Annotated in this window: 21 protein-coding genes and 1 pseudogene; 14 read left to right on the top strand and 8 right to left on the bottom strand. The window is 62.0% G+C overall.

Annotation, left to right across the window (positions count from 1 at the left end):
• Positions 1-38: 38 nt before the first annotated feature.
• The gene (locus A985_RS0111115; RefSeq protein WP_017233480.1) at positions 39-1,091 is read left to right on the top strand and encodes an ArsO family NAD(P)H-dependent flavin-containing monooxygenase; all 1,053 of its coding nucleotides are present in this window, start codon (positions 39-41) and stop codon (positions 1,089-1,091) included.
• Positions 1,092-1,450: 359 nt separating this feature from the next.
• Here the strand turns inward: A985_RS0111115 and A985_RS0111105 are convergent, their stop codons facing one another.
• Entirely contained in the window at positions 1,451-2,221 is a 771-nt protein-coding gene (locus A985_RS0111105) for a TetR/AcrR family transcriptional regulator (RefSeq protein WP_232424595.1), read from the bottom strand.
• 97 nt (positions 2,222-2,318) lie between these two features.
• On the opposite strand from A985_RS0111105, the gene A985_RS0111100 reads away from it, so the two are divergent.
• From A985_RS0111100 to A985_RS0111070, 7 genes and pseudogenes are all read left to right on the top strand, one after another.
• Positions 2,319-3,605 (top strand): hypothetical protein, encoded by a 1,287-nt coding sequence (locus A985_RS0111100; RefSeq protein ID WP_017233478.1) that lies wholly within the window; start codon positions 2,319-2,321, stop codon positions 3,603-3,605.
• A gap of 51 nt (positions 3,606-3,656) precedes the next feature.
• A pseudogene (locus A985_RS25100) lies at positions 3,657-4,579 on the top strand (VOC family protein).
• 29 nt (positions 4,580-4,608) lie between these two features.
• Entirely contained in the window at positions 4,609-6,318 is a 1,710-nt protein-coding gene (locus tag A985_RS0111090) for an AMP-binding protein (RefSeq protein WP_017233477.1), read from the top strand.
• Positions 6,315-6,803: a thioesterase family protein gene (locus tag A985_RS0111085; protein WP_017233476.1), complete on the top strand. Its 489-nt coding sequence runs from the start codon at positions 6,315-6,317 to the stop codon at positions 6,801-6,803. The genes A985_RS0111090 and A985_RS0111085 overlap by 4 nt, the downstream gene beginning before the upstream one ends.
• Complete coding sequence (locus A985_RS0111080; RefSeq protein ID WP_017233475.1) at positions 6,800-7,579, top strand: Asp/Glu racemase; 780 nt, start codon at positions 6,800-6,802, stop codon at positions 7,577-7,579. Before A985_RS0111085 ends, A985_RS0111080 begins: the two co-directional genes overlap by 4 nt.
• A gap of 42 nt (positions 7,580-7,621) precedes the next feature.
• Positions 7,622-8,773: an FAD-dependent monooxygenase gene (locus tag A985_RS0111075; protein ID WP_017233474.1), complete on the top strand. Its 1,152-nt coding sequence runs from the start codon at positions 7,622-7,624 to the stop codon at positions 8,771-8,773.
• Positions 8,774-8,845: 72 nt separating this feature from the next.
• Positions 8,846-10,225 (top strand): aromatic acid/H+ symport family MFS transporter, encoded by a 1,380-nt coding sequence (locus A985_RS0111070; protein WP_017233473.1) that lies wholly within the window; start codon positions 8,846-8,848, stop codon positions 10,223-10,225.
• 199 nt (positions 10,226-10,424) lie between these two features.
• Here the strand turns inward: A985_RS0111070 and A985_RS0111065 are convergent, their stop codons facing one another.
• The 3 genes from A985_RS0111065 to A985_RS0111055 all read right to left on the bottom strand — a co-directional run bounded on the left by A985_RS0111065 (position 10,425) and on the right by A985_RS0111055 (position 14,889).
• The gene (locus A985_RS0111065; RefSeq protein ID WP_017233472.1) at positions 10,425-11,762 is read right to left on the bottom strand and encodes a DEAD/DEAH box helicase; all 1,338 of its coding nucleotides are present in this window, start codon (positions 11,760-11,762) and stop codon (positions 10,425-10,427) included.
• A gap of 317 nt (positions 11,763-12,079) precedes the next feature.
• Positions 12,080-13,327 carry a multidrug effflux MFS transporter gene (locus tag A985_RS0111060; RefSeq protein WP_017233471.1) on the bottom strand — a complete coding sequence of 416 codons (1,248 nt, stop codon included), beginning with the start codon at positions 13,325-13,327 and terminating at the stop codon, positions 12,080-12,082.
• Complete coding sequence (locus A985_RS0111055; protein ID WP_026131852.1) at positions 13,324-14,889, bottom strand: FAD/NAD(P)-binding protein; 1,566 nt, start codon at positions 14,887-14,889, stop codon at positions 13,324-13,326. Before A985_RS0111055 ends, A985_RS0111060 begins: the two co-directional genes overlap by 4 nt.
• Before the next feature lie 95 nt (positions 14,890-14,984).
• Here A985_RS0111055 and A985_RS0111050 point away from each other — a divergent pair, with 95 nt between their 5' ends.
• Entirely contained in the window at positions 14,985-16,472 is a 1,488-nt protein-coding gene (locus A985_RS0111050) for a PLP-dependent aminotransferase family protein (protein ID WP_017233469.1), read from the top strand.
• Positions 16,473-16,937: 465 nt separating this feature from the next.
• Here A985_RS0111050 and A985_RS0111045 read toward each other — a convergent pair whose 3' ends face one another.
• Positions 16,938-17,951 carry a LysR family transcriptional regulator gene (locus A985_RS0111045; RefSeq protein ID WP_198288687.1) on the bottom strand — a complete coding sequence of 338 codons (1,014 nt, stop codon included), beginning with the start codon at positions 17,949-17,951 and terminating at the stop codon, positions 16,938-16,940.
• Positions 17,952-17,973: 22 nt separating this feature from the next.
• On the opposite strand from A985_RS0111045, the gene A985_RS0111040 reads away from it, so the two are divergent.
• The 3 genes from A985_RS0111040 to A985_RS0111030 all read left to right on the top strand — a co-directional run bounded on the left by A985_RS0111040 (position 17,974) and on the right by A985_RS0111030 (position 20,323).
• Positions 17,974-18,963, top strand: coding sequence for an MBL fold metallo-hydrolase (locus tag A985_RS0111040; RefSeq protein WP_017233467.1), 990 nt, complete (start codon positions 17,974-17,976; stop codon positions 18,961-18,963).
• Between the two features lie 244 nt (positions 18,964-19,207).
• Positions 19,208-19,945 carry a bifunctional 2-polyprenyl-6-hydroxyphenol methylase/3-demethylubiquinol 3-O-methyltransferase UbiG gene (locus A985_RS0111035; protein WP_017233466.1) on the top strand — a complete coding sequence of 246 codons (738 nt, stop codon included), beginning with the start codon at positions 19,208-19,210 and terminating at the stop codon, positions 19,943-19,945.
• Between the two features lie 3 nt (positions 19,946-19,948).
• A complete protein-coding gene (locus tag A985_RS0111030; protein ID WP_017233465.1) occupies positions 19,949-20,323 on the top strand; it encodes a GtrA family protein in 375 nt (124 codons plus the stop codon).
• 4 nt (positions 20,324-20,327) lie between these two features.
• Here the strand turns inward: A985_RS0111030 and A985_RS0111025 are convergent, their stop codons facing one another.
• From A985_RS0111025 to A985_RS25090, 3 genes are read right to left on the bottom strand one after another with little or no spacing between them, the layout of a single operon-like run.
• Positions 20,328-21,389, bottom strand: a complete 1,062-nt coding sequence (locus A985_RS0111025) for a glycosyltransferase family 2 protein (protein WP_017233464.1) — start codon at positions 21,387-21,389, stop codon at positions 20,328-20,330.
• Positions 21,370-22,317 (bottom strand): phosphatase PAP2 family protein, encoded by a 948-nt coding sequence (locus A985_RS25095; protein WP_017233463.1) that lies wholly within the window; start codon positions 22,315-22,317, stop codon positions 21,370-21,372. The genes A985_RS0111025 and A985_RS25095 overlap by 20 nt, the downstream gene beginning before the upstream one ends.
• Positions 22,314-23,609: a glycosyltransferase family 87 protein gene (locus A985_RS25090; protein WP_157211424.1), complete on the bottom strand. Its 1,296-nt coding sequence runs from the start codon at positions 23,607-23,609 to the stop codon at positions 22,314-22,316. The genes A985_RS25095 and A985_RS25090 overlap by 4 nt, the downstream gene beginning before the upstream one ends.
• Positions 23,610-24,814: 1,205 nt before the next feature.
• On the opposite strand from A985_RS25090, the gene A985_RS0111010 reads away from it, so the two are divergent.
• Entirely contained in the window at positions 24,815-25,000 is a 186-nt protein-coding gene (locus A985_RS0111010) for a Flp family type IVb pilin (protein WP_017233461.1), read from the top strand.
• 120 nt (positions 25,001-25,120) lie between these two features.
• On the top strand, positions 25,121-25,643 hold a 523-nt coding region (locus tag A985_RS25085), incomplete at its 3' end, for a prepilin peptidase (RefSeq protein WP_232424591.1).

Below are 25,643 nucleotides of genomic sequence, written 5' to 3'. Positions count from 1 at the left end.
ACCGCTGAAATTCGAATCAGGAGATGGAACGAAAACGCATGCCTACAGACATTAACGCCGTAGTCATCGGAGGTGGCCAGGCCGGGCTTGCCACCTCCTACTTCCTGCGCCGTGCGGGACTCGACCATATCGTGCTGGATGACCAGAGCGCCCCCGGAGGCGCCTGGCGACATACCTGGGACTCGCTGCACCTGTTTTCGCCGGCGCAATGGAGTTCACTGCCAGGCTGGCCGATGCCCGTATCACAAGACACGTACCCTACGCGCAACGAGGTCATCGACTATCTGGCGAGATACGAGGATCGTTATCACTTCCCAGTGCGACGCCCCGTTCATGTCGAATCCGTTTCACGTGTACAGAATGGCTTGCTGGTTACCACTGATCGTGGGGAATGGCTGGCTAAGGCAGTGGTGAGCGCGACCGGTACGTGGAGCGCACCCTACATCCCAGACTACGCTGGACGCGAGATCTTTCGAGGTCGCCAGATGCATTCGGCGCAGTATCGCAACCCGGACGATCTGCGCGGACAAAACGTGCTGGTGGTGGGCGGCGGCAACTCGGGTGCGCAAATCCTGGCGGAGGTATCGACAGTCTGCAACGCTATGTGGGTGACGTTGCAGGAGCCCGCTTTTCTTCCAGATGACGTGGATGGCCGAGTCTTGTTCGAACGCGCGACTGCCAAATGGCAGGCGCTTCGCGATGGGCACACGATGACGGCGCCGGTAGGCGGTTTGGGCGACATCGTCATGGTTCCGCCTGTACGCGACGCGCGTGCGCGAGGCGTTCTGCACTCAATGCGTCCGTTCAACCACTTCGATGCAGACGGCGTCGTGTGGAGCAACGGCACGCACTCCTGCGTCGATGTCGTGATCTGGTGCACAGGGTTCCGCCCCGCACTCAGACATCTTGACCCGCTGCAGATCTGCGACAGCGACGGATTACCAAGGACAGATGGGACGCACGCCCGAAACGAGGAACGCTTGTGGTTGGTTGGCTACGGCGAGTGGTGCGGGGCTGCGTCGGCCACGCTCATTGGTGTAATGCGTAGCGCTCGAGAAGCGGCGGGGAAAATAGTCCAATATGTACGATGAAAACAGGACCGTTCCTTCGCGTTAAGCGGACGCTCGCAAGGCCATATGGAGCCGCTTGCGAATGACCGGTTGAATCCACAGCCGATCTCGGCCTTTCCCGTGTGTGCGCCACCGGCCATGAGCCATTACACAGGGCGACGCACTTGAAAGGCGATGGATTCGAGCACCCACTGATCGATGTCCCATTGCATCAACGCCTCGACCACCCCGCCCGATGCGCTCGGCGCCGCGTCGCTACGGACGAGCTGAATTGGGAAACGATCAAAAGTCCTGTCGCGCTTTTATTCCTGCCAATGAAATTCGACTTCGTTGCGGGTCATCAGAATCGAGTCACATAGCTCGCTGGTAGTCCCCTTCACTTACGGCTTGACATGTCGCTCGAGCAAATCAATATCGTCACGCAATAGCTTCAACACGCCCGCCACACTTTGCTCGCTGAGCTGCCGCCCCGCATCTTGCTCGACCGAGCGCAGCGCCATGTCGGCAATCTGCTCCGCGATCTCGTCAGCCTTGCGCGGGCCGGACGGCGTGAACCACCAGGCTGTCCAGTTGCACATGCCGATGATCGAGAACGCGGCGACCTTGGCGTCCATCATACGAAACTGACCGCGTTCGATACCCAACTCAATCGCCTGCCGGAACTGTTCAAGCACCGCGCGCCGCGATTGCTCGGCGAGCTTCCTTTGCTTGAGCGGCAAGTTGTCCTCATTGCGCTCCACCACACGAAATTGCAACGGATGCGTGAGGATCAGATGAGCATGCCGCAACACTAGATGCCGCAACATCGCGGCCGGTTGCCGCAAATCCTCCGGTAACGCCTCGGAGGCCAACTCCCCCGCCGCGCGCGTGACCACCGTGGTCAACACTTCGAGAATCGCTTCCTTGCTCTTGAAGTAGTAGTACAGCGCCGGACGACTCACGCCCACGACATCCGCAATGTCGTTGAAGCTCGTCCCGTCGAAACCCCGCTCGATAAACAGCCGCGTTGCGACCTCCAGAATGTTCTCCCGCAACGCGTCGCTCTTTGTCTGTGCTTTGCTCATGACGACCTTCAGTTCCTCTTTTGACGCAGGCGTCAGAAAACCCCAACGATAACCAAATTCCCTTGCAGCGCAAAGCCCCGCAAGCATTTCGCCCCAGAATTTTTTACATCTCCGTCAAATTTCAACGCGAATGTTTACTCATCCGTAAAAAACTGGACTAATATGTAAAAAAGGAGGTGAGGAGATGAGTCAACAACTGCAAGGTCGTAACGTCGGTCACGGCGCGACGGCGGGATTTCTCAACACGGACTGGAATCCGCGAGATCTGCCATTGGGCGCGACGACGCGTAATGTCGTCCTTCGCACGGCAGACGGCGCGGCAACGAGCGGCGCACTCTATACCGAAGGTTCGCCCGATACTGTTGTCTGCATCATGCATCCGCGTGAGTTCATGGCATGTCATTACCTGATCCCGGATATCGTGAATGCCGGCTATGCCGCATGGACACAGGCCCCGCGATCCGTCGGCAACGACATGCGGCTGGAACATGAGTTCGCGCTCTACGACGTCGCCGCCAGCATGCGATTCCTGCGCGAGGCGGGGTTCAAACGCATCATCCTGCTCGGCAACTCGGGCGGAAGTGGCCTCTACGCCCTCTACGCGCAGCAATCCAGGCTGGTCCCGGAAGCGCGAATCGAGCGCACACCAGGCGGACGTCCGACGAAACTGGCTTCGCTCGACATGCCGGCCATCGACGGTGTGGTTTTCGTCGCCCCCCACCCCGGACAAGGTGCCCTGCTGCAAACCTGCATCGATCCGTCGGTGACCAACGAGCAGGATGCGCTATCCGTCGACCCGACGCTCGACCCGTTCGACCCGGCCAACGGGTTCTCGCCGCGGCAGTCGGGGGGCGCCCCCGCGACGCGTTACGACGCCGACTTCGTAGCGCGCTACCGCGTCGCGCAAACCGCTCGTGTGGCGCGTCTCGACGCCATGGCGCGCGATCTCATCGCGACGCGTCAAGGCGCACGCGAGCGCCTCAAACACGACTCGGATCGGACCGACGCACGCCTGCGCCGCATAGCCGCGCACACGCCCGTGATGACGATCTGGCGAACCGATGCCGACCTGCGCTGCTTCGACCTGACGCTGGACCCGTCCGACCGGCGTTTCGGCTCACTCTGGGGCAGCGATCCGTTCACCTCGAACTACGGTTCGGTCGGTTTCGGCCGCGTCTGCTCTCCCGAGGCGTGGCTCTCCACATGGTCCGGGTTGTCCTCGAACGCCTTGCTGTCGAAAACCGCATCGGCCATCGTGCAGCCTACGCTGCTCATCGAGTACACGGGCGATCAGGCCTGCTTTCCCAGCGTCATCGCCGACATCTACGCCAGTCTCGGCTCGACGCGGAAGTCGCACCGGCGTGTACGCGGCGACCACCACGGCCGCGCGCTGGCCGATGGCGAAGAAGCGGGACGCTACATCGCCGGTCGCCTGCTGCAGGACTGGCTGCGCGAGACCTTCCCGCAATGACACGCCCTGCCCCTACCCCCCAATGCACTACCGAACTTCGGGAGACCCGACATGAAGTTGAACGACATCCCCGCAGCCGATCTCGCCTTGCGTCTGCACGGCGTGGATCACACGGCGCGGCCGACCTGGCGACTGCGGCAAACGGTCGAGTTCTATCGCGACATTCTCGGCCTGCCGCTGATTCACACGATTTCCGCCCGCGGCTGGGGGCCGGCAACGCACCCCGACTTCCTGCACTTCTTCTTCGATAGCGGCCACGGCAGCACGATCGCCTTCTTCTACTATCTGGGTAGTGCGGAACCGGCATTCCTCGCCAATCGTCCTGGCCGGGCACCGTTACCCGACGACCACGTATTCGACGCCACGCACACCGCATGGCGGGTCGACAGCCCGGAGGCATTGCGGGCCTGGAAGACCCGGTTGGAAGCGCGTGGCGTGGAAGTCTCGACCGAGACGGCGCACGAGGTGATCGAGTCGATTTACTTTCGCGACCCGAACGGCTACTTCATCGAGATCACCCGCAAGCTGCGCGCGCTGGAAGGCATCGATGCGCGCGACGCGTCGGCCACGCTCGAGGCCGCCATGGAAATCGAAGATGAAGCCCTCGCAGGCGGCGCCCCCTTTACCTGCATCGACACCGTTTGGCAACGCAAGGCTCAGCGCCTCGGCCAACGTCTGCATGGGGAGCGTCAGTCATGAGGACTCAAACGCCACAGCCCCGCCAACCGCTGCAAATCTTCGTCCTTAATGTGCCCGAGTTTGCGCCGCTGACCGAAGCCGCACGGCAGTTGCCGTCGTGCCGGGTCGAAGCCCGCGGCGACTACACCGTGATTTCCAGCGATGTGCCGATTGCTTTCGAGCGTCGCGCACTGGGCCTGAAGCCCGCCGTCTGGTACGGATTGTTCACGGGCGGCCTCGACGGCCGAATCGAAAGCTATGAACGCGACATCGTGCGGATCGCCCCGCGCGCATAACGTCGCCACCGGAACGTGCAGGAGACACTATGAGCGGTATCTATCACCGTATCGACGGCGTGACGTACTGTCCGCCGGACCTGGCACAGCGCTATTTCGCGTCGAACGCCTGGGTCGACACCACCCTCGGCGACGCGTTGCGGGCGACCGCCGCGCGTGTCCCGGCACGCTCGGCCTACCTCAGCGATGAGGCTACGCTGACCTTCGTCGAGCTCGACTCGCGCAGCGAACGGCTTGGCGCGGCGCTCATCGAACTGGGCCTGCGCCCGGGCGACCGAGCGGTCTTCCAAATGGGCACCAACGTCGACACCGTCGTCGCACTGATGGGGGCCTACAAGGCGGGCGTCGTTCCCGTGTGTGCGGTGCCGCAATACCGCGAAGTGGAAATCGGCCAACTGGTTTCACAGTCCGAGGCGCGCGGCTACTTCGTGCAAGCGGATTTCTCCGCGTTCGATCTCGTCGGGTTTGCCCGTCAAATGATGGCGCGGCACGCGTCGCTGGAGCATCTGCTGGTGGCGCGCGGGAAGCAGGATGATCGTGCCGGCACCGGCCATCACGCCATCGAACGTCTTATCGACGCGATGCCACTCGAGCGCGCGCGCGACGTGCTGGGCAACCTTCGCATCGGTAGCGAGGACGTGCTGAGCTTCCAACTCTCGGGCGGCACGACCGGTGTGCCGAAGATCATCCCACGCTTTCATGCGGAGTACATCGGACACTCGCTGACATGGATGCGCCATATCGGCATGTCCGAACACAGCCGCATGATCTGGTCGCTGCCATTGCTGCACAACGCCGGCCAGCTCTACGTGCTTGCGTCCACCGTGGCAACCGGCATGACGACCGTGCTGATGCCCCGTGTCGACATCGCCCGCATGCTCACACTGATCGAGATGCACCGCGTCACGCATGGCCTCTCCATTGGGCCAGTCGCACCGCAAATGATCGCGTACAAGGATGTTGGCAAACACGATCTTTCGTCGCTGCAACTCTTCGGCACGATGAGCCGCGCCGACTCGCTTGAAGCCCACCTCGGCGTACCGTGCTTCAACCTCTACGGCACGACCGAAGGCCTGCTTATGGGGGCCGGCGCGCATCTGCCAGCGACGTTGCGTCACTACACGCAAGGGCTATCCGGGTGCGACGACGACGATATTCGTGTGCTGTTTCCGGGCACGGATACGCCCGCCGAAGCAGGTACCGCCGGCGAACTCTGCTTTCGTGGACCGTCGAGCCTGCGCGGCTACTACAAGGCGCACGACGCAACGGCGCAGACGCTCACGCCGGACGGCTTCGTGCGCACCGGCGACATGGTCACGGAAAAGGTCATCGACGGCGTGCGCTGCTTCGCCTTCGAAGGGCGTCTGCGCGACAACATCAATCGCGGTGGCGAGAAGATCGGCTGCGAAGAGGTCGAAGCGTTTGTCAGCCATCATCCGTCCGTTGCCGACGCCAAGCTGGTCGCCATGCCCGATCCGATTTACGGCGAGCGGGGTTGTGTCTATCTCATCCTGCGCCCCGGACATGTCGCGCCTTCCGTCACCGAACTCGCCGCGTTTCTCATCGGCCAGGGGCTGGCGAAGTTCAAGTGCCCGGAGCGTATCGAGACGGTCGACGAATTTCCGGTGACCCGCGTCGGCAAGGTCGACAAGGCATCGCTGCGGGCGGCCATCGCCGAACGCCTTGCCGCCGAAACCGCGCGTACCACTACCGCCCAGACGGCAAAGGCGGACGCATGATCAGTACCGAATACGTGGTGAGCGAGCAGCCCTTCGTAGTGCGCCGTCAGGTGCGATGGGGCGAGTGCGACCCGGCCGGCGTCGTCTACACGGCAACCTTTTCCGACTATGTCATCTCCATCGCCGAATTGTTCTACGGATCGCTCTTCGGCGGCACACCACAGGCCGTCAAGAACCGACACGGATTCGGCACCCCCACCCGCGCGCTGACATTCGACTTCCACCGCTCGCTCTGGCCGGACGACGCGTTCGACGTCACCGTGGAAGTCGCCGAAGTTCGCACCCGAACCTTCACCTTGTTGATGACGGCGCGCAAAGCCGACAACGACATCGCCTTCATTGCACGACTCACGCCGATCTGCATCCAGCGCGGCGCGCGCGAGTCGATCGAGATGCCGTCGGTGCTGCGCGCGGCACTCGAACAATACCGAGCCTGCACCGAACACGCCGCTGCCCCCTCACTCGCCGGAGACATCACCCTATGACGCTTACCCCATTTCGCATTGGTCAGATCGTGCCCAGTTCCAACACCACGATGGAGACCGAGATTCCCGCCATGCTGCGCGCGCGTGAACAGGTCCTGCCCGAGCGCTTCACCTTCCATTCGAGCCGCATGCGCATGCATCGCGTGGTGAAGGAGGAACTTGCGGCGATGAACGCCGAGGGCCTGCGCTGTGCCGCCGAACTCGCCGACGCGCGTGTGGATGTCATGAGTACCGCTTGCCTCGTGGCCATCATGGCGATGGGGCCGGGCTACCACCGCCAGGTTGAGGAGGACCTGCGCCGCGTCAGCCGCGAGAACCACTGCACAGCCGCCATCATGACGTCGGCCGGTGCACTCGTCGCCGGGTTGAAGACGCTGGGCGCGCGCAAGATCGCGCTGATGGCGCCGTACATGAAGCCGCTCACGCAAGCTGTGGTCGAGTATATCGAGCACGAGGGCATCGAGGTGCTCGATGCTCTGTCGTTCGAAATTCCCGACAACCTTGAGGTCGGACGCCGCGACCCCATGCAGTTGCTCAACGACGTCAAGCGGCTCAATACGGCCAATGCAGACGTCGTGGTGCTGTCCGCCTGCGTGCAGATGCCGTCGCTGCCTGCGATCCAGATCGCGCAGGACCGGCTCGGCCTTCCCGTGACGTCGACCGCCGTGAGCACCGTGCGCCAGATGCTCGATCACCTCGGTCTGGCCCCTGAGGTGCCCAACGCCGGTGCCCTGCTGGGCGTGCCGAGCGCACGACCGCTGACACGTATTGCCTGACGCCCCCGCCATCTTCGCCAGCCAAAAATCAAGGAGCCCATCATGAGAATCGCCGTCATCGGTGGCGGGCCTGCCGGCCTGTACTTCTCGCTGTTGATGAAACAGCGTCATCCGCAAGACGAGATCGTCGTGCACGAGCGCAACGCCGCCAATGCCACTTATGGCTGGGGCGTTGTCTTCTCCGACATCGCACTTGCGTTCCTGAAAGAGGCGGACGAGGCATTCTTCCGCAAGTTCACCGCGCACCATACCCGCTGCGATTACATGGAGATCGTGCATCAAAGCGTGCCGGTGCGCCTGAGCAACAATCACTTTTCGCGCACGTCCCGCATCGATATGCTGCGCGTACTACAGCAAGCCTGCGCGCAAGCAGGTGTCGATGTTCGCTATCAAAGCCACGTCACCGATCCGGCCCAACTGCCCGACGCCGACGTGATCATCGCCGCCGACGGCGTGAACAGTGACGTGCGCACCCATCTGGCCGAACACTTCATGCCGAGCTTCGACGAGCGACGCAACAAGTTCGCGTGGTATGGCACGTCGCAGCTCTTCCACCCGGTGTCGTTGATCTTCCGTCAGACGCCGCACGGCGTGTTCATGGCGCACGCGTATCAATACAGTCCCGATCGCTCAACGTTCCTCGTGGAAGTCGATCCCGAGACATGGCAGCGCTGCGGCCTCGACACCGCCGCCGAGGCCGAGAGCCGCGCGTTCTGCGAGCAGATCTTTGCCGACGACCTGCAAGGCCATTCGTTGCTGACCAACCGGTCGAACTGGTTTCAGGCACGGGTGGTCAGCAATGCGCGCTGGTCGCACGGCAACGTGGTTCTGCTTGGCGACGCCCTGCGCAGTGTGCACTTCTCCCTCGGCTCGGGCACGCGCATGGCCATGCAGGATGCCATCGCCTTGTTCGAAGCGCTGTCGGCGCATCGGAATGATGTGCAAGCGGCGTTCGCTTCGTTCGAGCAAAGCCGTCGCAGCGCCTCTGATCGCTTTCAGGACGCCGCCAGACGGAGCCTCGACTGGTACGAGTCCGTTGGCCAGCGCATGCACCTCGATCCCGTGAGCTTTGCATACGACTACATGCTGCGCACGGGACGCGTCAGTCACGAAGACCTTCGTCGGCGAGATCCTGCGTTCATCGCACAAGTAGAGACCAATGCCGCCGACCCAGTGCACGGGCGCGCCGCATAGCTGCCAGCCTCATTGAGCACATCCACATAAAGGGCGACATCGTATCGCCGCATCGAGACAGGAGACACTTTCATGGACAAGCAAGACACCCGGCACACGTCAGTGGACGTACGGGACTTCATCAACGCGATCCCAGTGTCGCGCTTCCAGATCATGATCAGCGCGATGTGCTTCCTGATCGTGGCGCTGGACGGGTTCGACATCGCGATCATCGGCTTTGTCGCCCCTCACATTCGCGCCGAATGGCAGTTGTCGATGGTCTCGCTCGGCCCCCTGTTCAGCGCCGGACTGCTGGGACTGATGGTGGGCGCGTTCTGTAGCGGGCCGATGGCGGACCGTATCGGACGCCGCCGTGTCTTGATCTTGTCTGTCGCGTGGTTCGGTGCGGCAAGCGTAGGGGCGGCGTTTGCGCCGAACGTCGAATGGCTGATCGCGCTTCGCTTCCTGACCGGCCTGGGATTGGGCGGTGCCATGCCCAACGCGATCACGCTGACGTCCGAGTTCAGTCCCGAGCGGCGTCGCGGCACTCTGCTCACGCTGATGTTCTGCGGCTTCTCGCTCGGCTCGGCGCTCGGCGGCGTAGTGACGGCGTACCTCGTGGCGGGGATCGGCTGGCGCGGCTTGCTCGCCGTCGGCGGCCTGCTGCCGCTGGCGCTTGCGCCGGTGCTGTGGTTCACGCTGCCGGAGTCGGTGCGCTTTTTGGCGATCCGAGGCGGCACGCAGACGCAGATCATCTCGATTCTGGCGCGCGTCGCGCCGCAACGGGTTGTGGCCGGTCAGCAGTACACCGCTGCCGACGATCGCCTCCCGTCGTCGCCCGTGGTGCAACTGTTCCATCGCGACTACCGGCGCGGCACGCTGCTGCTCTGGCTCGCATTCTTCATGAGTTTGCTGTTGCTGTACCTGCTCATCAATTGGCTGCCGATCCTGGCGGAGCGCAGCGGCCTGACGCTCAAGCAGGCGTCGATGTTTGCCGGACTGTTGCAAGGCGGCGGCGTGCTGGGTGCGATTGTGCTGGGCGTGCTGATCGACCGGTACCATCCTTACAAAGTGGTCGCCGCAGCCTATGTCGTGGGTGCGTTCGCGCTAGCGTCGCTGGCGATTGCCGGCGATGCGGTATGGCTGGCGCTGGGCATCTTCGTGACCGGATTCTGCGTGAGCGGTTCGCAGGTCTGCGCGAACGTGATTGCGTCCGCCTATTACCCGACATCCAATCGCGCGACCGGCGTGGCGTGGGCGCTCGGCATCGGCCGCATCGGGGCGGTGGCGGGTTCGCTCGGAGGCGCCATGCTGCTCGCGGCGGGTTGGAGCAATGCCGGACTGTTCATGATTCTCGCGATACCGGCAGTGCTGGCCGCGTTGGGGATTCTGCTCGCGGGCGCAAAGCATGGGCGAGCCGTGGAGAGTGAGGCCATCACCACCCAGTCGCCCGTGTCGCTCTCGGAGATCTGACGATGGCGAACCGGCCTGAGGTAGCGACGGACGTCGTTGCTTGCGTCGGGCCGGTTCGTGAATGCGGGACAACGCGCCGCGCTCGATGTCTTGCGTGCGGGCTGCATATTGAACCGTCCGCAGGGACCCATACCCGCCCTCGCTGCCCTTTTGCGGTCGTGGTCGTGCCCCTGTCGGTGGTGTTCCGATAAGGCAGAAATCAGGGCTGGCGTTTGCCGCGACCACCCGCGAGTTTACCGGCGGGTTTGCGCGACCCCGTAGCGGGTTTGCCGGCGGGTTTGGTGCGCGGCTTTTTGCTGAGCGTCTGCACCGTAACCGGCCCGGCCAACGGCACTTTGGGCTTCTTGGGTTTTTTAGGTTTCTTGATGATCTGGCCCGTCGCGCTGGTTTGCGGCACACGGTGTTCGGCTTCAAAACCCGGCGCTTCTTCGCGGCGCAGGGTTTGCCGGATCAGCGCTTCAATCGCGGCCAATTGCGGCGCTTCGTCGGCACATACGAGGGACACCGCCACGCCGCTGGCGCCCGCGCGGCCGGTACGGCCGATACGATGCACGTAGTCTTGCGCAACGATCGGCAGATCGACATTGATCACCAGCGGCAAATCGTCGATATCCAGTCCGCGCGCAGCCACATCGGTCGCGACCAGCATCTGGACTTCGCCCGTCTTGAAGCGCTCCAGCGCACGCAAGCGCGCGGGTTGGGGTTTGTCTCCGTGGATGGTGTCGACCGCATAGCCCGCTTCATCCAGCATGGCCGCCAGGTAATCGACGCCATTGCGGGTTTTGACGAACACCAGCGCGTGATCCCAGTGGTTCTCGGCCACAAGGTGCATGAATAGGTCCGGCTTGTTCTTTTTATCTACCGTCACCACCCACTGCTTGATCTTGCTGGCCGTGGCGTTGGGCGGGCTGACGCTGATATTGATCGGACCGCGCAGAACGCTCGCCGCCATGGCGCGGATGTCATCGGTAAACGTGGCGGAGAAGAGCAGGGTCTGGCGCTGAGCGGGCAAGGCAGCAAAGACGGCATTGAGTTCGCGCGCAAAGCCCAGATCCAGCATGCGGTCGGCTTCATCCAGCACGAGCGTTTGCACTTGATCAAACTGCACTGCATTCTGGCGATTGAGATCCAGCAAACGACCCGGCGTGGCGACGAGCACATCCACGCCTTTGCGCAACTTCATCATCTGCGGGTTGAGACTCACTCCACCGTAGACAGCCAGAAATCGCAGATCGAGGCCTTTGCCGTAAGCGATAAAGCTTTGCAGCAATTGTTCAGCCAATTCACGCGTGGGCACCAGAACAAGAACGCGCGCACGGTTGCTCGACACCGCCGGGCCGTTCTGCACCAGTCGTTGCAACAGCGGCAGCGCAAAGCCCGCCGTTTTGCCAGTGCCGGTCTGTGCCTCCGCCATGACGTCCTTGCCACTGAGCACGGCAGGAATCGCCTTGGCCTGCACCGGTGTAGGCGTCTGGTAATTGAGATCCTGCACGTTACGCAGCAACGGATCGATCAGGCCAAGCGAGGCAAAAGACATGGACGTATTTCGGGCTAAAACCGTAATTCTAGCGGTTACCGCGCGGGTTGCATCGCGCACGTCCATGGTCAACTAGGTCGACGTTGATCGCCGCTGGAAAACGCAGTGGTAGCGAGTGCCATGCCGGCAAGCGGTAGTGCGGGACACCGATGAGACGCACCGACGGCCCCACCCGCCCGAGTCAGACCGCCACGTGCCGACCATCATCCGTCCCCCGTGATGCTTCGCCAAAACACCTGCCCGCGCGAAGCAACTCCCGCCCTTGATGTGGCGGCTAAGTCGACCGGCCCGGCTTTCCGACACGCAATGGCAAGCCCTCATCGCTCCGCTGCGCGTTGGTTCCCCGTCGCGTGTCGGCCAGCTTCGACGCTGGCCGCGGCCGCGCTACGCTCTCGCAGGCCAACCATCACGCCCAGAAAAGCGACGCTCGAGCAAACGGTCACCGCGACCATCGGACGGGCGGTGCCGTCCGACGTCCAAGCAAGTACGCCGCCGCACGCGGCCGCGATCGCCATCTGGATGAAGAAGAAGAGCCCGGACGCCGTGCCGGCGATCTTCGTATACGGCTGCATCACTGCGAACTGACAGGCTGGAATTGCGATCCCGACGGCAATCATCACGAAGAACATCGGTACAACGATTGCCGCGGCGGATGCGGGGGCGACCGCGCCGCCCCCCCATAACGCGACGGCCCCGGCCAGATTCACGCACGCCGCCCACGCGATAACGCGATCGGCTTTCCATCGGCCGCTGGAGCGCCTGAATATGCTCGATCCGATCAAATATCCAAGCACGGTCACACCGAAGATTCCCGCATAGACCGGTCCGGACACCCCCATTTGCCGTTGGAACAGCGTCGACGACTCTGCGATGAACGGAAAATAGGTGCAATAGACGAAACTGATCGCCAGCGAATAACGCAGAAAGCGGCGCTCCCTGAGCAGTCTTCCATACGTCCGCAGCAGGCCCGCGCCCGGCTCCGGCCGCGCCGCTCTCTCACGCGTCTCGGGCAAATGACGCAACACCATCGCCGTCGCAACGATCCCTCCGGCCGCAAGCCCAGCGAACACGCCGCGCCACCCAAGCCATTCGGCGACGACACTGCCGACCAGCGGCGCGATCACCGGTGACAGCGCCATGCCAGCCGAGATGCGGCTGAGCATTGTGGCCTGCATTGCCGTCGGAAAGCGCTCGCGCACGATGACTCGCCCGATCACCGTGCCACTGCAACCGCCCAGTGCCTGAAAGATGCGCGCGCAGAGGATTGTCGGAATGCTCGTCGCCAACGCACAGGCGACACTCGCGGCCACGTAGATGCACAGGCCGCCGATGAGGACCGGACGCCGGCCGTACCGATCGGACAATGGCCCCGACACCAGCATTGAAAGCGCATAGCCGACCATGTACAGGGTCAGCGTAAGCTGGAGCTGGGCGTCGGTGCCATGCAACGCGTCCGCCATCACGGGCAGCGACGGCAGGTATGCATCGATCGTGACGCGCGGAAGACAGACGACGAGCATCAGCAAGAGCAACCAGCCCCACTGGGACAACGATTGAGTCTTCATATGGGGACTTGGTCTCCGGCAAATTCGAACGGCTGGGTGATGGCTCGCAGCGTGACGTCCTCTTCCGCGAACGCGGAGGCGATGTCGGCTGCGATTCGGCGAGCGCGCTTGGCGACCATCTCAAGCGAGCTGACGAAAAAATATGTCCCGGACGTGATATGGCCGAGAGCGCGGAGCTGATAGTCCGGCTCGCCATCGCTGTCGAGCAGCGCGCCCGTTTCGAAGTCGACACGGACTCCCCCCCGCCAGTCACGGCAGGCCAGCCCGTCCTGAAGCATCTGCCAGATCAGGGACGAATCGCCCGGCGCCTGAACGTCCTTGGCAGCGCCCGTCGCGTTGACGACGTAATCGTAGTGACCAGAGACCGTCGAAGAAATCCGGTGCGGATGCGCTCGTTCGAATGCGATTGGCGTCTTCATAAGTTTCAGACGGCCGTCCGCGAGCATCGTCGCAATCACACGCGCATTCTCCACGGGCATCGGCGCTCGGCACGCAAGCCAATGGCGAGCAAAACGCTTTAGCGCGCAGGCCTGGCTCTGAGGGTCCAACGCATTCCACGCGAATTCAATCAGATCGTTGGTAGCAACCAGAATCGTCTGCCACGCGCGTTCGCGGTCCGCCTCCGCAATCTCGTCGAGCAACAGCGCAATTGCATCGTCGTGGTCAACAAACAACTCTCGCCAGTCCGCACCGGCAGCCTTGAATTCCGCGCGAATCAAACGTCCGAGTTGGCGCAGACTGATCTTGCGATGTCCCTCCGACGTAAGCGCATGCAGCCGCTCAGCCGTCAGGTGACGCGGCGGCTGCGGCATCGCCTGCTTACCTTTCACAAGCGGAAGCACACCGGTATTCGACACCATGTGAATCTCGGCTTGACTGTTCATTCTGTACAAGCTGACCGCAATGTCGACCGCCGTGAGACTCGCACCGATGACTGCGATCCGCTTCGCATGCGCAAGCTTCGTAAGCGCTGACGCGATGGGATATGGACGATGAATATATCGCTCGTGCCCGGAAAGACCGTAATAATCGCGTGGCCCTGTATTGCCAACCGCGATGAGGACACTGTCGGCGTCATAGGTCTCATCGTCGGCAGTCAAGCGATAACGGGAGTTTCGCGAGATGGCGCGAATCTCCCGATGCACGACGTCAACCGACAGCCCCTTTCGGCGCGCGGTAGACAATGTCTCGTTAAAAAAGTCTTGCAGGTAGCGACCGAACAGCGATCGGGAAACATAGGTTGACGACAGGTCTCGTCGGACGAGATCGCGCAATTCGGGTTCATGGTGGGACTTCCATCGAACCCACGACGTGAACGTCGAAAAATCGGCAGCCGATACTGACATCGTCTCAATCGCGCGATTCAGCAAGGCCGTATCGACGTCAGGCTGGTAGGCTAGCCCGGGACCAATCTGCGACCGCGGTTCAAATACCTTTACCTGAATTCGTGCCGCAACTGACGGTGTTATCAGATTGCTCAGGTGATGAAGAAACGCGACGCTTGCCGCCCCGCCGCCGATCACGGCGAGCGTGAATCTCTCTGGGTTCTTGCTTATGGACAACTTTCCTCCGGACGCAATGAATGTCGTTGGCAAGAATTTATGGGCAAAGTGATATAAGCTGAAGGGCCATTAAATCGAATGCTGACTAGACCACTATGGCGCGAGGCAAAACCGCGATTCCACTTGATCTGCCGCGCCCCCCGGGACTGTCCTCGGGAAGCCCGCAGTCGAAGCAGGAATGCATTGCCGACGCGATTCGCGACGCAATCCTGAAACGCCTGCTGCCCGGCGAGAGTCCTTTGCCGTCCAGCCGGACCCTTGCCGCTCGGTGGGGCGTGGCGCGAGGAACGGCCGAAGCAGCCTACGACCGGTTGTGCTCCGAGGGTTACATCGCGCGAACACAAGGATCCGGCTCGCGGGTGTCCGCAGTGGTTCCGGACAGCTATCTGCGCGCGGCCACGCAGTCGCGGGAGAACGCGCCCCGCCGCCCCAGCGAGGCCCAGGAGCAGGCAGAAACGACGGACGAGGCCGCCCCGGAACAGGCGGTCCGCCTGGGCGTCCCGTTCATAGCGCGGCTTGCCGATCCCGACCTGTTGTCGATGCAGCAATGGAAGAAGTACATCGGGATGAGCCTGCTTTCCGCCACGGCAAGCGACCTCTGTTCAACGCCATTGCAAGGCGTCGAGTGCTTGCGCGACGAAATTGCCGGGTATTTGCGGGAATACCGCGGCATTCCTTGCGGAGCCGACGACATCTTCATCACGACCGGTATCCGGCACTCAATCGATCTCATCGCGCGAACCGTGCTCGGGCCTCGCAGCTCGGTACTGATGGAAGATCCAGGGTACGCATCGGCATGGCAAATTTTCACGATGGCAGGCGCGACCGTAATCGACGTGCCGGTCGATCGGGAGGGAATCGAGACCGCTACGCTGAACCAGCATTCCGATGCGTGCGCGGCGTACGTGACGCCCGCGCATCAATCGCCGCTCGGGGTCACGATGTCAGTCTCCCGTCGGCTCGAACTGCTCGACTGGGCACAGCGCGATCGGGCGTGGATCATCGAAGACGACTACGACGGCGAGTTCAGTTATCAGGCCGCCCCGCTTCCTGCGTTGAAGTCGCTTGATGCATACGACCGCGTGATCTATTGCGGTTCGTTCAACAAGACGCTTTTCTCTGGCTTGCGCATCGGCTTCATGGTTGTGCCGGCGGAACTTCGGCCGGCACTGGCGACCGTATGGCGCGTAACCGGACGCTCCGTCGGCATGGCGTCTCAGCTCGCGGTGGCCCGCTTCATCGGACGCGGCGATTTTGCGAAGCACCTGCGCGCCAGCCGTCAGGCATACCGCCATCGGCGGGACATGGTGCTCGCGCAATTGGCGCAACACGGCAACGAGCATTACACGGTATCGGGTGAGCAGGCTGGATTTCATTTCGTCCTGTGGCTGCCGCCACAAATGGACGAAGCATCGTATGTCGCGAAGGCTCGCATGGCCGGCGTGTCGTTGCAGACGGTCAGCAGTTTTTGCCGAAGCGCCGAACTCGACGCCGGCGTCATCGTGGGGTATTCGGCATTGACGGCCGCTCAGGCAAAGCATGGCGGCAGGATTCTTGGAAAGCTGCTGATCTCAGCCGCGTAACCGTCGCGACGCCACAACCGCCGATGCCACCGATCCGATGCCTCAGGACGCAGCGATCGCGACCGGCTTCGTATAGACCTCGGGCCATCCGTGACACCGTGCGCACCATCGCGAACCGAAATGAAGCCAATTAATTGGACGCTCAATTAAGAAGACCGCCCTCTTTCTTCCGACGAATACACGCTGGATTTTCGAAGCATCGGGCATTCCCGAATCCGCGTAACTCAGTCGTGCCGGACGACCTGCAGGCCGCACTGAATGCCAATCCCTAAGCCAGGAAGTACGACATCCAACGAAAGTCGCCGGACAATGCCGCCCCCTAGGTCGCCCCCCCTTCCGTGAGTCCGAATCTGACCGCCCCCACCAGATTTCCTTGATTCCCTCGATAGTGGTTGCTGACATTTGAGGGCGGTGCTCCACCAAAACAGCGCTGACGCCCCCAAATTCGAGGGCATCCGCCCTCCATCAATGAGACACAGTCGCGACGCGTCTTATCGTTTCAAGAAACACATCGGTCTGCGGCGAGCGAACGTCTGTCGCGCGAGTGATCAAGCCAATGGGCGGCAATGCAATATCCACTTGTGTCGGAAGGACGACCAGCATCGCTGTCGACGCGTAATCCTGGGCAATCGGCGCAGGCAGAAAGGCCAGGAAATCGTCGCTCCTCAATAGCGAAAGGTTAGCGACCACCGAGACGGATTCCACGGTCGGTGCAGGCGGCTTTAATCCGCGGGCGACGAAGAACGCATCGACCCTGTCCCGCAACGGTGCACCACGCGTCGGGAGGATCCATCGCGCAGCCGCCAGGTTGGCCACACTCACCGGGATACCGTTGAACAGCGGATGCTGCGGTCTCGCAACCACCGACACCCCCTCTTCACAGAGCGCCTCACGAGCCAGCTTCTCGTTGTCGGTGCTATCGGAAAGTCGGCAGAGGACGCAATCCAGCGTGCCGGCAAGCAGGGCATCGACGAGCCACGGCAGTGACCCTTCCTGAATCTCGACGATGGTGCGCGGCGCAATCTCATCCAGCGCCCGAATCGCCTCACTGAGCAAGACAGAGACCGCTGCCGCGGCGACGCCGACACGCACGCGCCCATACACACCATTTCGCGCGGCATCGACATCAGACTTCATCTGCACTATCTCGCCCAGCACGACGCGCGCACGATCGACGATGAGCTGCCCCTCCTGCGTCGCCGTAAGCCCACTGGCCTCGCGACGGAAAATCACGGTATCGAACAGCGTCTCCAGCTCCTGAAGCATCTTGCTCGCGCCAGGCTGTGACATGCCCAGACTTGCCGCCGCTTTGTGCAGGCTTCCCTCACGCTCGAGCGCGACAAGAAATTCCATATGCCTGATGCGCAGGCGGGTATTCAGATGCCGAACGTTGATCATTCCACGGCCGTTTAACGGAGAGTTATTGGGCAATAATAATTTAGTACGTTTTTGCCGCGAAGGCGTCACGTAGATTGACAACTCCCTTTGAAGGAGTCGAACAATGACGCTGATAAAACGCCTTTCCGAGTCAGTCGCAACACTGGCATTCGCCATGCTCATGATGTCGCCCCTGCATGCCCAGGAAATCAGGGTGACACTGCTCGGCACCGGGACGCCCATTCTCAATATCAACCGGTTCGGCATCAGTATGCTCGTCGAGGCGGGCAATCAAAAACTGCTGTTTGATGCCGGTCGAGGCGTGGCAACTCGCCTGCATCAACGCAACGTGCCCATCCGGGACATTGACGCCGTCTTTGTCAGTCTGATGAACTCCGACCACGTCACCGGGCTGGCCGATCTCTATGCCTCCGCGCCGCTTCCAACGGACGACGGGCGTCGCACCACACCTTTGGTCATGTACGGCCCCGAAGGTATCGAAAACGTCGCGGCCGGCCTGAAACTGATGCTGAAGGACAACAATCGCTTGCGACTGCTTGCGAAGGAGACGAACCCCGGCGCCATCGACATCCACGCCTACGTCGTCAAACCCGGTGTTGTCTACGATCGAGACGGCGTCAAGGTCTCCGCATTCCTCATAGAACATGGCGTCACGAAGCCCGACTACGGCTATCGGGTAACGTACATGGGACGCACGGTAGTGATTACCGACGACTGCACCTACTCCGAGAATCTGGTCGCCAATGCCAAGGGCGCCGACCTGATGGTGCAAAGCGTCGCGATCGCAAGCAAAGCCCTCGAAGCGCGCGACATGGACTACGCGAATCACTTCTACAGCTATCTTGCCAACCCGACAAACGTCGCTCGCATCTTCTCCGAAGCACAGCCCAAGCTAGCGGTGCTGGCGCATATTTCGCTCTATAGCCGGCACGGCATTCCCCGTGCGTCGATGGACGAACTTCGCGACCGCATCAGTCAAGGCTACAGCGGCCGCTTCGTCATTGGGGAAGACCTGATGTCCTTCGTCGTAGGAAAAGACGGGGCGTCACCGGTACCGTACGACCCAGGCGTCCGCTCGCGAGAGCCCATCTAACCCATGCCGATATTCGGGCCTTGTCTTCCGCAAGCTTCCGCCGAGGCGGATGGACGTTCGCCTCGGCCCGAGTCGAAACAAAAGGTGTGTGCGGGATCAACAGGTGTGCATGGGGCCGTCGGGCCGTCGGACATCGGACTCAGGATTACCCGATAACGTCTGGCTTCGCCCGCCTCCCCTGCCTATACTGATCGCATACTCGCGTCGAACATGCGACGCAGTCGTTCATACGGGGGAAAGCGCCATGTCGCCTGAAGCCTATCTCGATATGGCCGGCACCGAAGACCATCACTGGTGGTTTCAAGGCCGCAGAAGCATTCTCGGCGATGTCATCCGTCGCTTGTCCTTGCCTGCGAATGCCGCGATTCTGGAAATCGGTTCGGGCACCGGCGGCAACCTCGACATGCTTGCCGATCACGGGCGTGTCCACGCCGTCGAGATGGATACCCACGCCTGTGCCATCGCCCACCAAAAGACCGGCGGACGTTTCGACATTCGACAAGGGCACTGCCCCGACGATATGCCCTTCGACGGCACCCGCTACGATCTGGTCTGCCTCTTCGACTGTCTGGAACACATCGGACCCGATGTCGCTTCGCTGCAATGCGTCCGCGATCGCCTCGCGCCGGGCGGCGCCGTCCTGGTTTCCGTGCCCGCGAACGCATGGATGTGGAGCCAGCATGACGTGATGCTGCACCATCATCGGCGTTATAGCCGGCAGACGTTGACGACGACCGCCGAGTCCGCCGGGCTTGCCATCGAGCGCGTGACCTACTTCAACACCGCCCTGTTCCCCCTGGCTGTCGTTGCGCGCATGAAAGATCGGCTCCTTCACGCCCCAATCGCCTCCGGCACCACCGTCCCGGCACCGTGGCTCAACACCTCGCTGTATCGGATCTTCAGTGCCGAGCGCTGGATCCTGCCCTTCATCGACCTGCCGTTCGGCGTGTCGCTGCTGGCGGTGCTCCGCGCGAAGCCCTAGCGCATGACCCCGGTGATGCAGGGGCGTTTCGTTCGTTTCGGGATGTCGGGCATGGCATCGACCGGCGTGCACGTGGCAACGGCGGCGACGTTGCTGGCGACGACACCGGTCGGACCAACGTTCGCGAACGCCGCCGCGTTTTGCATCGCAACGATCTGCTCCTATTTGCTCAACACCTTGTGGAGCTTCTCCTCGCGTATCGATCACGCCAACGCCGTCCGCTTCGCGTTGGTGTCACTGGTCGGGCTGAGCATGACCACGGCGATTGCGCACGCCGTCGCGACAATGGGAGGCGCCGCATGGCTCGGCATTGCCACGGTCGTAGCGACAGTGCCACCCGTCACGTACCTAATGCATTGCCACTGGACGTATCGCTAAACGCTCAGTGCGTGCCCCAATGCCTCGCGGCGACCGTGTGCGACCGATGTTCACGCAGGCGTGTCGTGGCTTGGCGAGCGCGCGGCAGCGCCTGCGTGGGAAGCTGGCTCACCTTGCCGCTGCCCTGATACCGGTGCCGCACCAGGTACACCGGCCGTCCTTTGGATTCGTCGTAAATACGGCCCACGTATTCGCCCACGACACCGATGCCGATCAGTTGGATGCCCCCCATGAACAGGAGCACGCTCAGTAACGACGCATAGCCCGGCACATCGATACCGAGGATGAAGGTGCGCACAATGATGAACGATCCATACAAAAAGGCGATGAGTGCAATGGAAAGCCCCGCGTAGGTCCAGCTTCGCAGCGGCCACGTGCTGAAGCTCGTGATGCCCTCGAGCGCGAAGTTCCACAAGCGCCATCCCGAGAACTTCGATTGACCCGCGCTGCGAGGCAGGCGTTCGTACTCGATGACGGCAGTGCGATATCCGACCCACGCAAACAATCCCTTCATGAACCGGCGTCGCTCGGGCAAACGTTTGAGCGCGTTCACCACCCGGCGGTCCATCAAACGGTAGTCGCCGACGTTCTCCGGCAACTTCACGTCGGAAAGCCAGTTGTGGACACGGTAATACATACCCGCCGTGACCCGTTTGAGGTAAGGGTCGCAAGCGCGGTTCGCTCGTTTGGCGAGGACCACGTCGGCGCCCTCCTGCCACAACGTCACCATCCGCACCATCAACTCCGGCGGGTCCTGCAGGTCGACGTCGATCGGGATGACCGCATCGCCGGTCGCTTCGCTAATACCCGCAGTGAGCGCGGCTTCCTTGCCGAAGTTTCTCGTCAGGTCGATTACGCGTATGCGAGCGTCGCGTCTACGATAGGCTAGAAGTCGCTCCAGCGTGTCGTCGTGGCTGCCGTCGTTGACGAAAACAATCTCGAAAGCGATCGATGTCATGCCCTCCAGAATCGGCAATATGCTTCGGAAGAACGGGTCGATGGCTTCGCTCTCGTTGAAGCACGGCACGACGAGCGATATCCGCTTTTTATCCGTGGATTTGGACATGAGGGACTCCCTGTTCCGAAGGGGCGATGGGCGGCACGGCGCCGCTTGAGCGCGCGATGACATGACGCGTCGCCATCGTGGTTTCCGGCACGACGCCAAGGAGACGACGCGCGACGAGGATGGCGAGGACAGCAACGCCGATGCCGGCGAGAATATCGACCAGATAGTGACCGCCCTCGCTGATGGCAGACACGATCACCAGCAGGTTCAAGGGCAGGAACACCCGAGCGAGCCGCCGGGATCCACGGGCAGCGTGGATGAGCAAGACCGACAGCACCGCGTGATAGGACGGTATCGAGATCAGTCCCTGAAGTTGCCCGAGATCGACGACCGCGAGTCGATGCTGTCGAAGCGCGTCGAAATGAGTCAGATCGGCGAGCTTCGCCGGGTCTCCACCGAAATGCACGAAAGCGCCGGCCGCCGGCACGATGCCCGAGACGGCGATCGTCACCAGACAAGACAACACCATGGCCGTCGAGAACACGCGCACCTCGACCAACCGCCCGGTCAGCGAGAGGAACACCACCACGAAAGCGATCTGCAGCATGCCGCTGGCGTAGGCGAGCGCGAGCGCCAGTGACAGCGGTCGATGGGCACGCACAAACGCGTGCCAGGCCGGCCAGTCGAAATGCAGCCAGGCATCCATTTTCACGAGGGTGACATCGACAAGCGGCGCATCGGTCGCGACCACGACGTAGCTGAGCAGTGCCGCGACATGACTGAAGACGATCAGGAGGATGACCTGGGAACACGCGGTGCGAATCCGTTCGTCCGGGCGATAACGCGTGTAGACAAGCCACACGCCGGCAAGCGTCACGCAGGCCATTGCCGGCAGGACGAGGCTACCCGGGACGATACCGATCCGCAGCACGGCCAATCCGATGGCGGCGGCCAAGGCAACGCAGACATTGATCCGAAGCCAGTTCATGCCGCCCCCCCGCCGATCGGTGGTGTAAGGACTGCCTGTGCTCCGGAACGGATCTTGAGGTGGATGCCGACGAGGGTCGTCAAGGTGACGAACGGCAGGAACTGGAAGCCGACAAAATCCACCACGACGAGGCCCAGCAACGGCGCAAGCCAGAGCACCACCAGCCACTCGCGTTCGCCGACCTGCCAGCCACGCGTCACGCCGTGAACACATAGCCACGCGATCACCAGCCCCAGCCACACCATGTCGTAGTCATAGAGATAAGGGCTGATCAGCAGGCTGGCGGTAACGAGCGCGGCGGCGCGCAAGGGATAGGCGCACGGCTTGCGCCAGGCATTCGCGACGACCGCGACCGCCGCTAGCGCCGACACGGCATGCAAGGCATACGCGACCCATATCGGCGCATGCATCATGCGGACCATGATGAAAACGGTCGGCATCCTGAAGAGATGCGCTTGCCCCTCGGCAACCGTCCCTTGTGCCGCCTGTACACCGTGCAGGAACGCCAGCAGGGTGTCCGGACCGAACGCCACGAGGCTGAGCAGCCAGGTTGCCACGACGGTTGCAAGGCATGCCGCGAGCGCGCGCCAGGCGTGGCAGCAAAGAAAGGCCAACGGAAAAAGAATGGCGAGATGCGGCTTCACGAACAGCAAGCCCGCACAAACCCCAGCCCACCCGGCGTGCCGACGCAAGAGCCAGAGCGAAAGCCCGGCGAGTCCGGCGGTGAGGCAGGCGGCTTGCCCGGCGACGAGGACCAACGCAATGCCGGGGAACCCAAGGATCGGCCAAATCGCCTGTGGCCATGGCGCGATCTTACGCACGACACGAATGAACAGCAGCAACGCGGCAATCGCAAACACCCCATACGCCATCCAGTACGGCAACCACGCAAGCGGCAGCACCAACAGCAGCATGGTGGGTGGATACAACCACGGCAATATCCCGTTCAGGTCGCGCATGTACGGTTCGACGACGGTCTCGATCCGCGTCAACTTGATGACGTCATAGGCGTCCAGCGCGTGCCCGTGAAGCCCCAGATAGGAAGCACTCCAGAACGGCAGGAAGTCGAGGGCGAGCGGCGGTACATCGGGTTGATGAAGGATGGATCGACGGACGATCCATCCCATTACCAGGATGACGTAGCAAATCAGGGCAGTGAGAGGGTATAGCCTCAAGCGCCGCACATCGAGCCAATGCGGCGGCGCGGCGCCGCTGCCGCGTGCGGACGACCCGATGCCGGTCCGCATGACCGTGCGCGCACGATGGACGTCCGTCCGGCGTCTGGCCTTCATGCTGAATCCCCGAAAGATCACTTCAACGCTACGTTTGCGTGAAACCGATGCCGCTTCGTTTTTCATTTGACTGTGCATCGCCACGGTGCAGCGCGTGGCGAGTGTCGTTGCTGACGGCTCGGGATGTCGTGCGCTTTATGAAAACCATTGTTTGCTGCTTCCCAAACAAATATCAAGTCAGTGTTTCTCCCAAATAATCTTCTGCTTAGGTCAATTGACGACTACGCGTTTCAAATTTGCTTCATTTTCCTGCAGCTTTCTATACCCCATCTTTTAGGTTGGCTAAGGATTCCAAGCAACCTCTAACAAATAACGAATACCAGTGTCTAATCCAGATCATCGTCACACGTTCAATCCCGTGAAGATTGGCTTGCCTGTTGGATTTCATGGTTATTTCAAGAAAAAAATCCATGGGATCAATGGGATCATTTTTTGTCAGTGATACCCCTTATTCAATACAGATATCGGTGAATGTATTTAGCTGATTTCCCGACCCGTAGTCCCCCTTACTTTCCGGAAGATAACAAAGGGTTTCCACTAGAAAAAAGCTAAAAACCACGTTTCATCGATTTAGCGAATAAGGCGTGGAAACGGCAGGGTTTGCGCTTGCATGTTTCAGTTCTGAAACATTTTTCGCGAAACATTCCTAGGTTGGCAGCCCTGCGCTGAGGCAACGCCCCCGTGAGAGGCACGCCGAATCAGCCTCCCGGGGGGTGCTGGCCTGTCTCTTGCTCAGTCCCTGGCGTGCCGCTCAATCACGGGGCGGACCGGTTGAGGATCGTAGCCGTACGCGGCAGGCCCCTCCGGTCCGAGCGAGATGAGGATCTCGCAGGATGAGGCGGCGCCGGCGAATAGCCGCAGGCGAAGTCGTCAAGCCATGCGGTCGCCCGTTAGGGGGATTAGAAAATGTGTGGACCCGATCCATGCTTGTCAGCAGATCGCCGAGGGCTTCCGTACGGGCACGCAAGCCCTGCGCCTTCGGCGAGCCTGCCTTGCAACGTGCGGCGGCATGTGATGCCTTGCCGCGCTACGCGCCACGTCCCTGCTACCTCTCGTCTAGCACGTCACGGTGTCGCCCCTGTTCGGGGTCGTGCCGTCACGTCACTGCTTTCGAAGGGCTGCCCTAACGCATCCCGCAGCCCTTCATTCCCAATCCGTCGTGCCAACGAAGGATATCCCGCCACCTCAAGTGCAAGGAGATTGTCATGAAAACCATCGTCAAGTTTTGCCAACGTTTCATCCAGGACGAAAGCGGCGTCACCGCCGTGGAGTACGGACTCATCGCCGCGTTGATCGCCGTCGTGATCCTCGCTTCGGTGACGATCGTCGGCACTCAGCTCAACTCGACGTTCAGCAAGATTGGTTCCGCGCTGACGTCGGCGAACGGTTGAGCGAGCCGATATCAAGGCGGGTGGCCTCAAGGAGCGAACCCCGCTCCCCCCCGGTCACCCGCAATATTTCCCCTCGCAAGTGCGAGCCGCGGATTCCGAACGATAGGCGAGGTAACGATCATGCTCGACAGCCCTTTCATGGCACCGAACCTGAGCGCATTCGGCACGGTGACGCTGGTCGTCGTGGCCGCCGCCTGCGACTGGCAATCCCGACGCATTCCCAATCGCCTGGTCGGGAGCGCATGGCTCGCCGCGCTGGCGATGCAGATCTGGGTCCACGGTTGGCTTGACGGGAGCGCCGCCTGGGCGCTTGGCTGGCTGACTGGATTGGCGATGTTCCTGCCGTTCTATCTGCTGCGCGGCATGGCCGCCGGCGATGTGAAGCTGATGATGGCCGTCGGCGCATGGATCGGTGCACATCAGGCCTTCGATGCAGCGATCGCCACCTTCGTGCTCGGCGGCGTCTGGAGCATCGGTTTGTCGCTCTTGCACGGAAACGCCGTGCAACTGTTCAGAAATACCCGCGCCATCGTCGGCCAATGGGGGCCGCGCAGGTACGACGCGCCGGCTCCAGGGAGGGCTGCCGCATCAGTTGGCGCCATTCCCTACGGACTGGCGATCGCGCTGGGCACGATTGGCGTCC

The sequence above is a fragment of the Pandoraea sp. B-6 genome, from assembly GCF_000282835.1.
Taxonomy (GTDB): Bacteria; Pseudomonadota; Gammaproteobacteria; order Burkholderiales; family Burkholderiaceae; genus Pandoraea; species Pandoraea cepalis.
Note: the sequence above shows the minus strand (reverse complement) of the source record. Positions and strands in the feature narration are given on the sequence as shown.

Bases quoted from the DNA above. Each gene is read 5' to 3' on its own strand.
- A985_RS0111115 (WP_017233480.1), top strand. From the start codon at position 39: ATGCCTACAGACATTAACGCCGTAGTCATCGGAGGTGGCCAGGCCGGG.
- A985_RS0111105 (WP_232424595.1), bottom strand. From the start codon at position 2,221: ATGCTTGCGGGGCTTTGCGCTGCAAGGGAATTTGGTTATCGTTGGGGT.
- A985_RS0111100 (WP_017233478.1), top strand. From the start codon at position 2,319: ATGAGTCAACAACTGCAAGGTCGTAACGTCGGTCACGGCGCGACGGCG.
- A985_RS0111090 (WP_017233477.1), top strand. From the start codon at position 4,609: ATGAGCGGTATCTATCACCGTATCGACGGCGTGACGTACTGTCCGCCG.
- A985_RS0111085 (WP_017233476.1), top strand. From the start codon at position 6,315: ATGATCAGTACCGAATACGTGGTGAGCGAGCAGCCCTTCGTAGTGCGC.
- A985_RS0111080 (WP_017233475.1), top strand. From the start codon at position 6,800: ATGACGCTTACCCCATTTCGCATTGGTCAGATCGTGCCCAGTTCCAAC.
- A985_RS0111075 (WP_017233474.1), top strand. From the start codon at position 7,622: ATGAGAATCGCCGTCATCGGTGGCGGGCCTGCCGGCCTGTACTTCTCG.
- A985_RS0111070 (WP_017233473.1), top strand. From the start codon at position 8,846: ATGGACAAGCAAGACACCCGGCACACGTCAGTGGACGTACGGGACTTC.
- A985_RS0111065 (WP_017233472.1), bottom strand. From the start codon at position 11,762: ATGTCTTTTGCCTCGCTTGGCCTGATCGATCCGTTGCTGCGTAACGTG.
- A985_RS0111060 (WP_017233471.1), bottom strand. From the start codon at position 13,327: ATGAAGACTCAATCGTTGTCCCAGTGGGGCTGGTTGCTCTTGCTGATG.
- A985_RS0111050 (WP_017233469.1), top strand. From the start codon at position 14,985: ATGGCGCGAGGCAAAACCGCGATTCCACTTGATCTGCCGCGCCCCCCG.
- A985_RS0111040 (WP_017233467.1), top strand. From the start codon at position 17,974: ATGACGCTGATAAAACGCCTTTCCGAGTCAGTCGCAACACTGGCATTC.
- A985_RS0111035 (WP_017233466.1), top strand. From the start codon at position 19,208: ATGTCGCCTGAAGCCTATCTCGATATGGCCGGCACCGAAGACCATCAC.
- A985_RS0111030 (WP_017233465.1), top strand. From the start codon at position 19,949: ATGACCCCGGTGATGCAGGGGCGTTTCGTTCGTTTCGGGATGTCGGGC.
- A985_RS0111025 (WP_017233464.1), bottom strand. From the start codon at position 21,389: ATGTCCAAATCCACGGATAAAAAGCGGATATCGCTCGTCGTGCCGTGC.
- A985_RS25095 (WP_017233463.1), bottom strand. From the start codon at position 22,317: ATGAACTGGCTTCGGATCAATGTCTGCGTTGCCTTGGCCGCCGCCATC.
- A985_RS25090 (WP_157211424.1), bottom strand. From the start codon at position 23,609: ATGAAGGCCAGACGCCGGACGGACGTCCATCGTGCGCGCACGGTCATG.
- A985_RS0111010 (WP_017233461.1), top strand. From the start codon at position 24,815: ATGAAAACCATCGTCAAGTTTTGCCAACGTTTCATCCAGGACGAAAGC.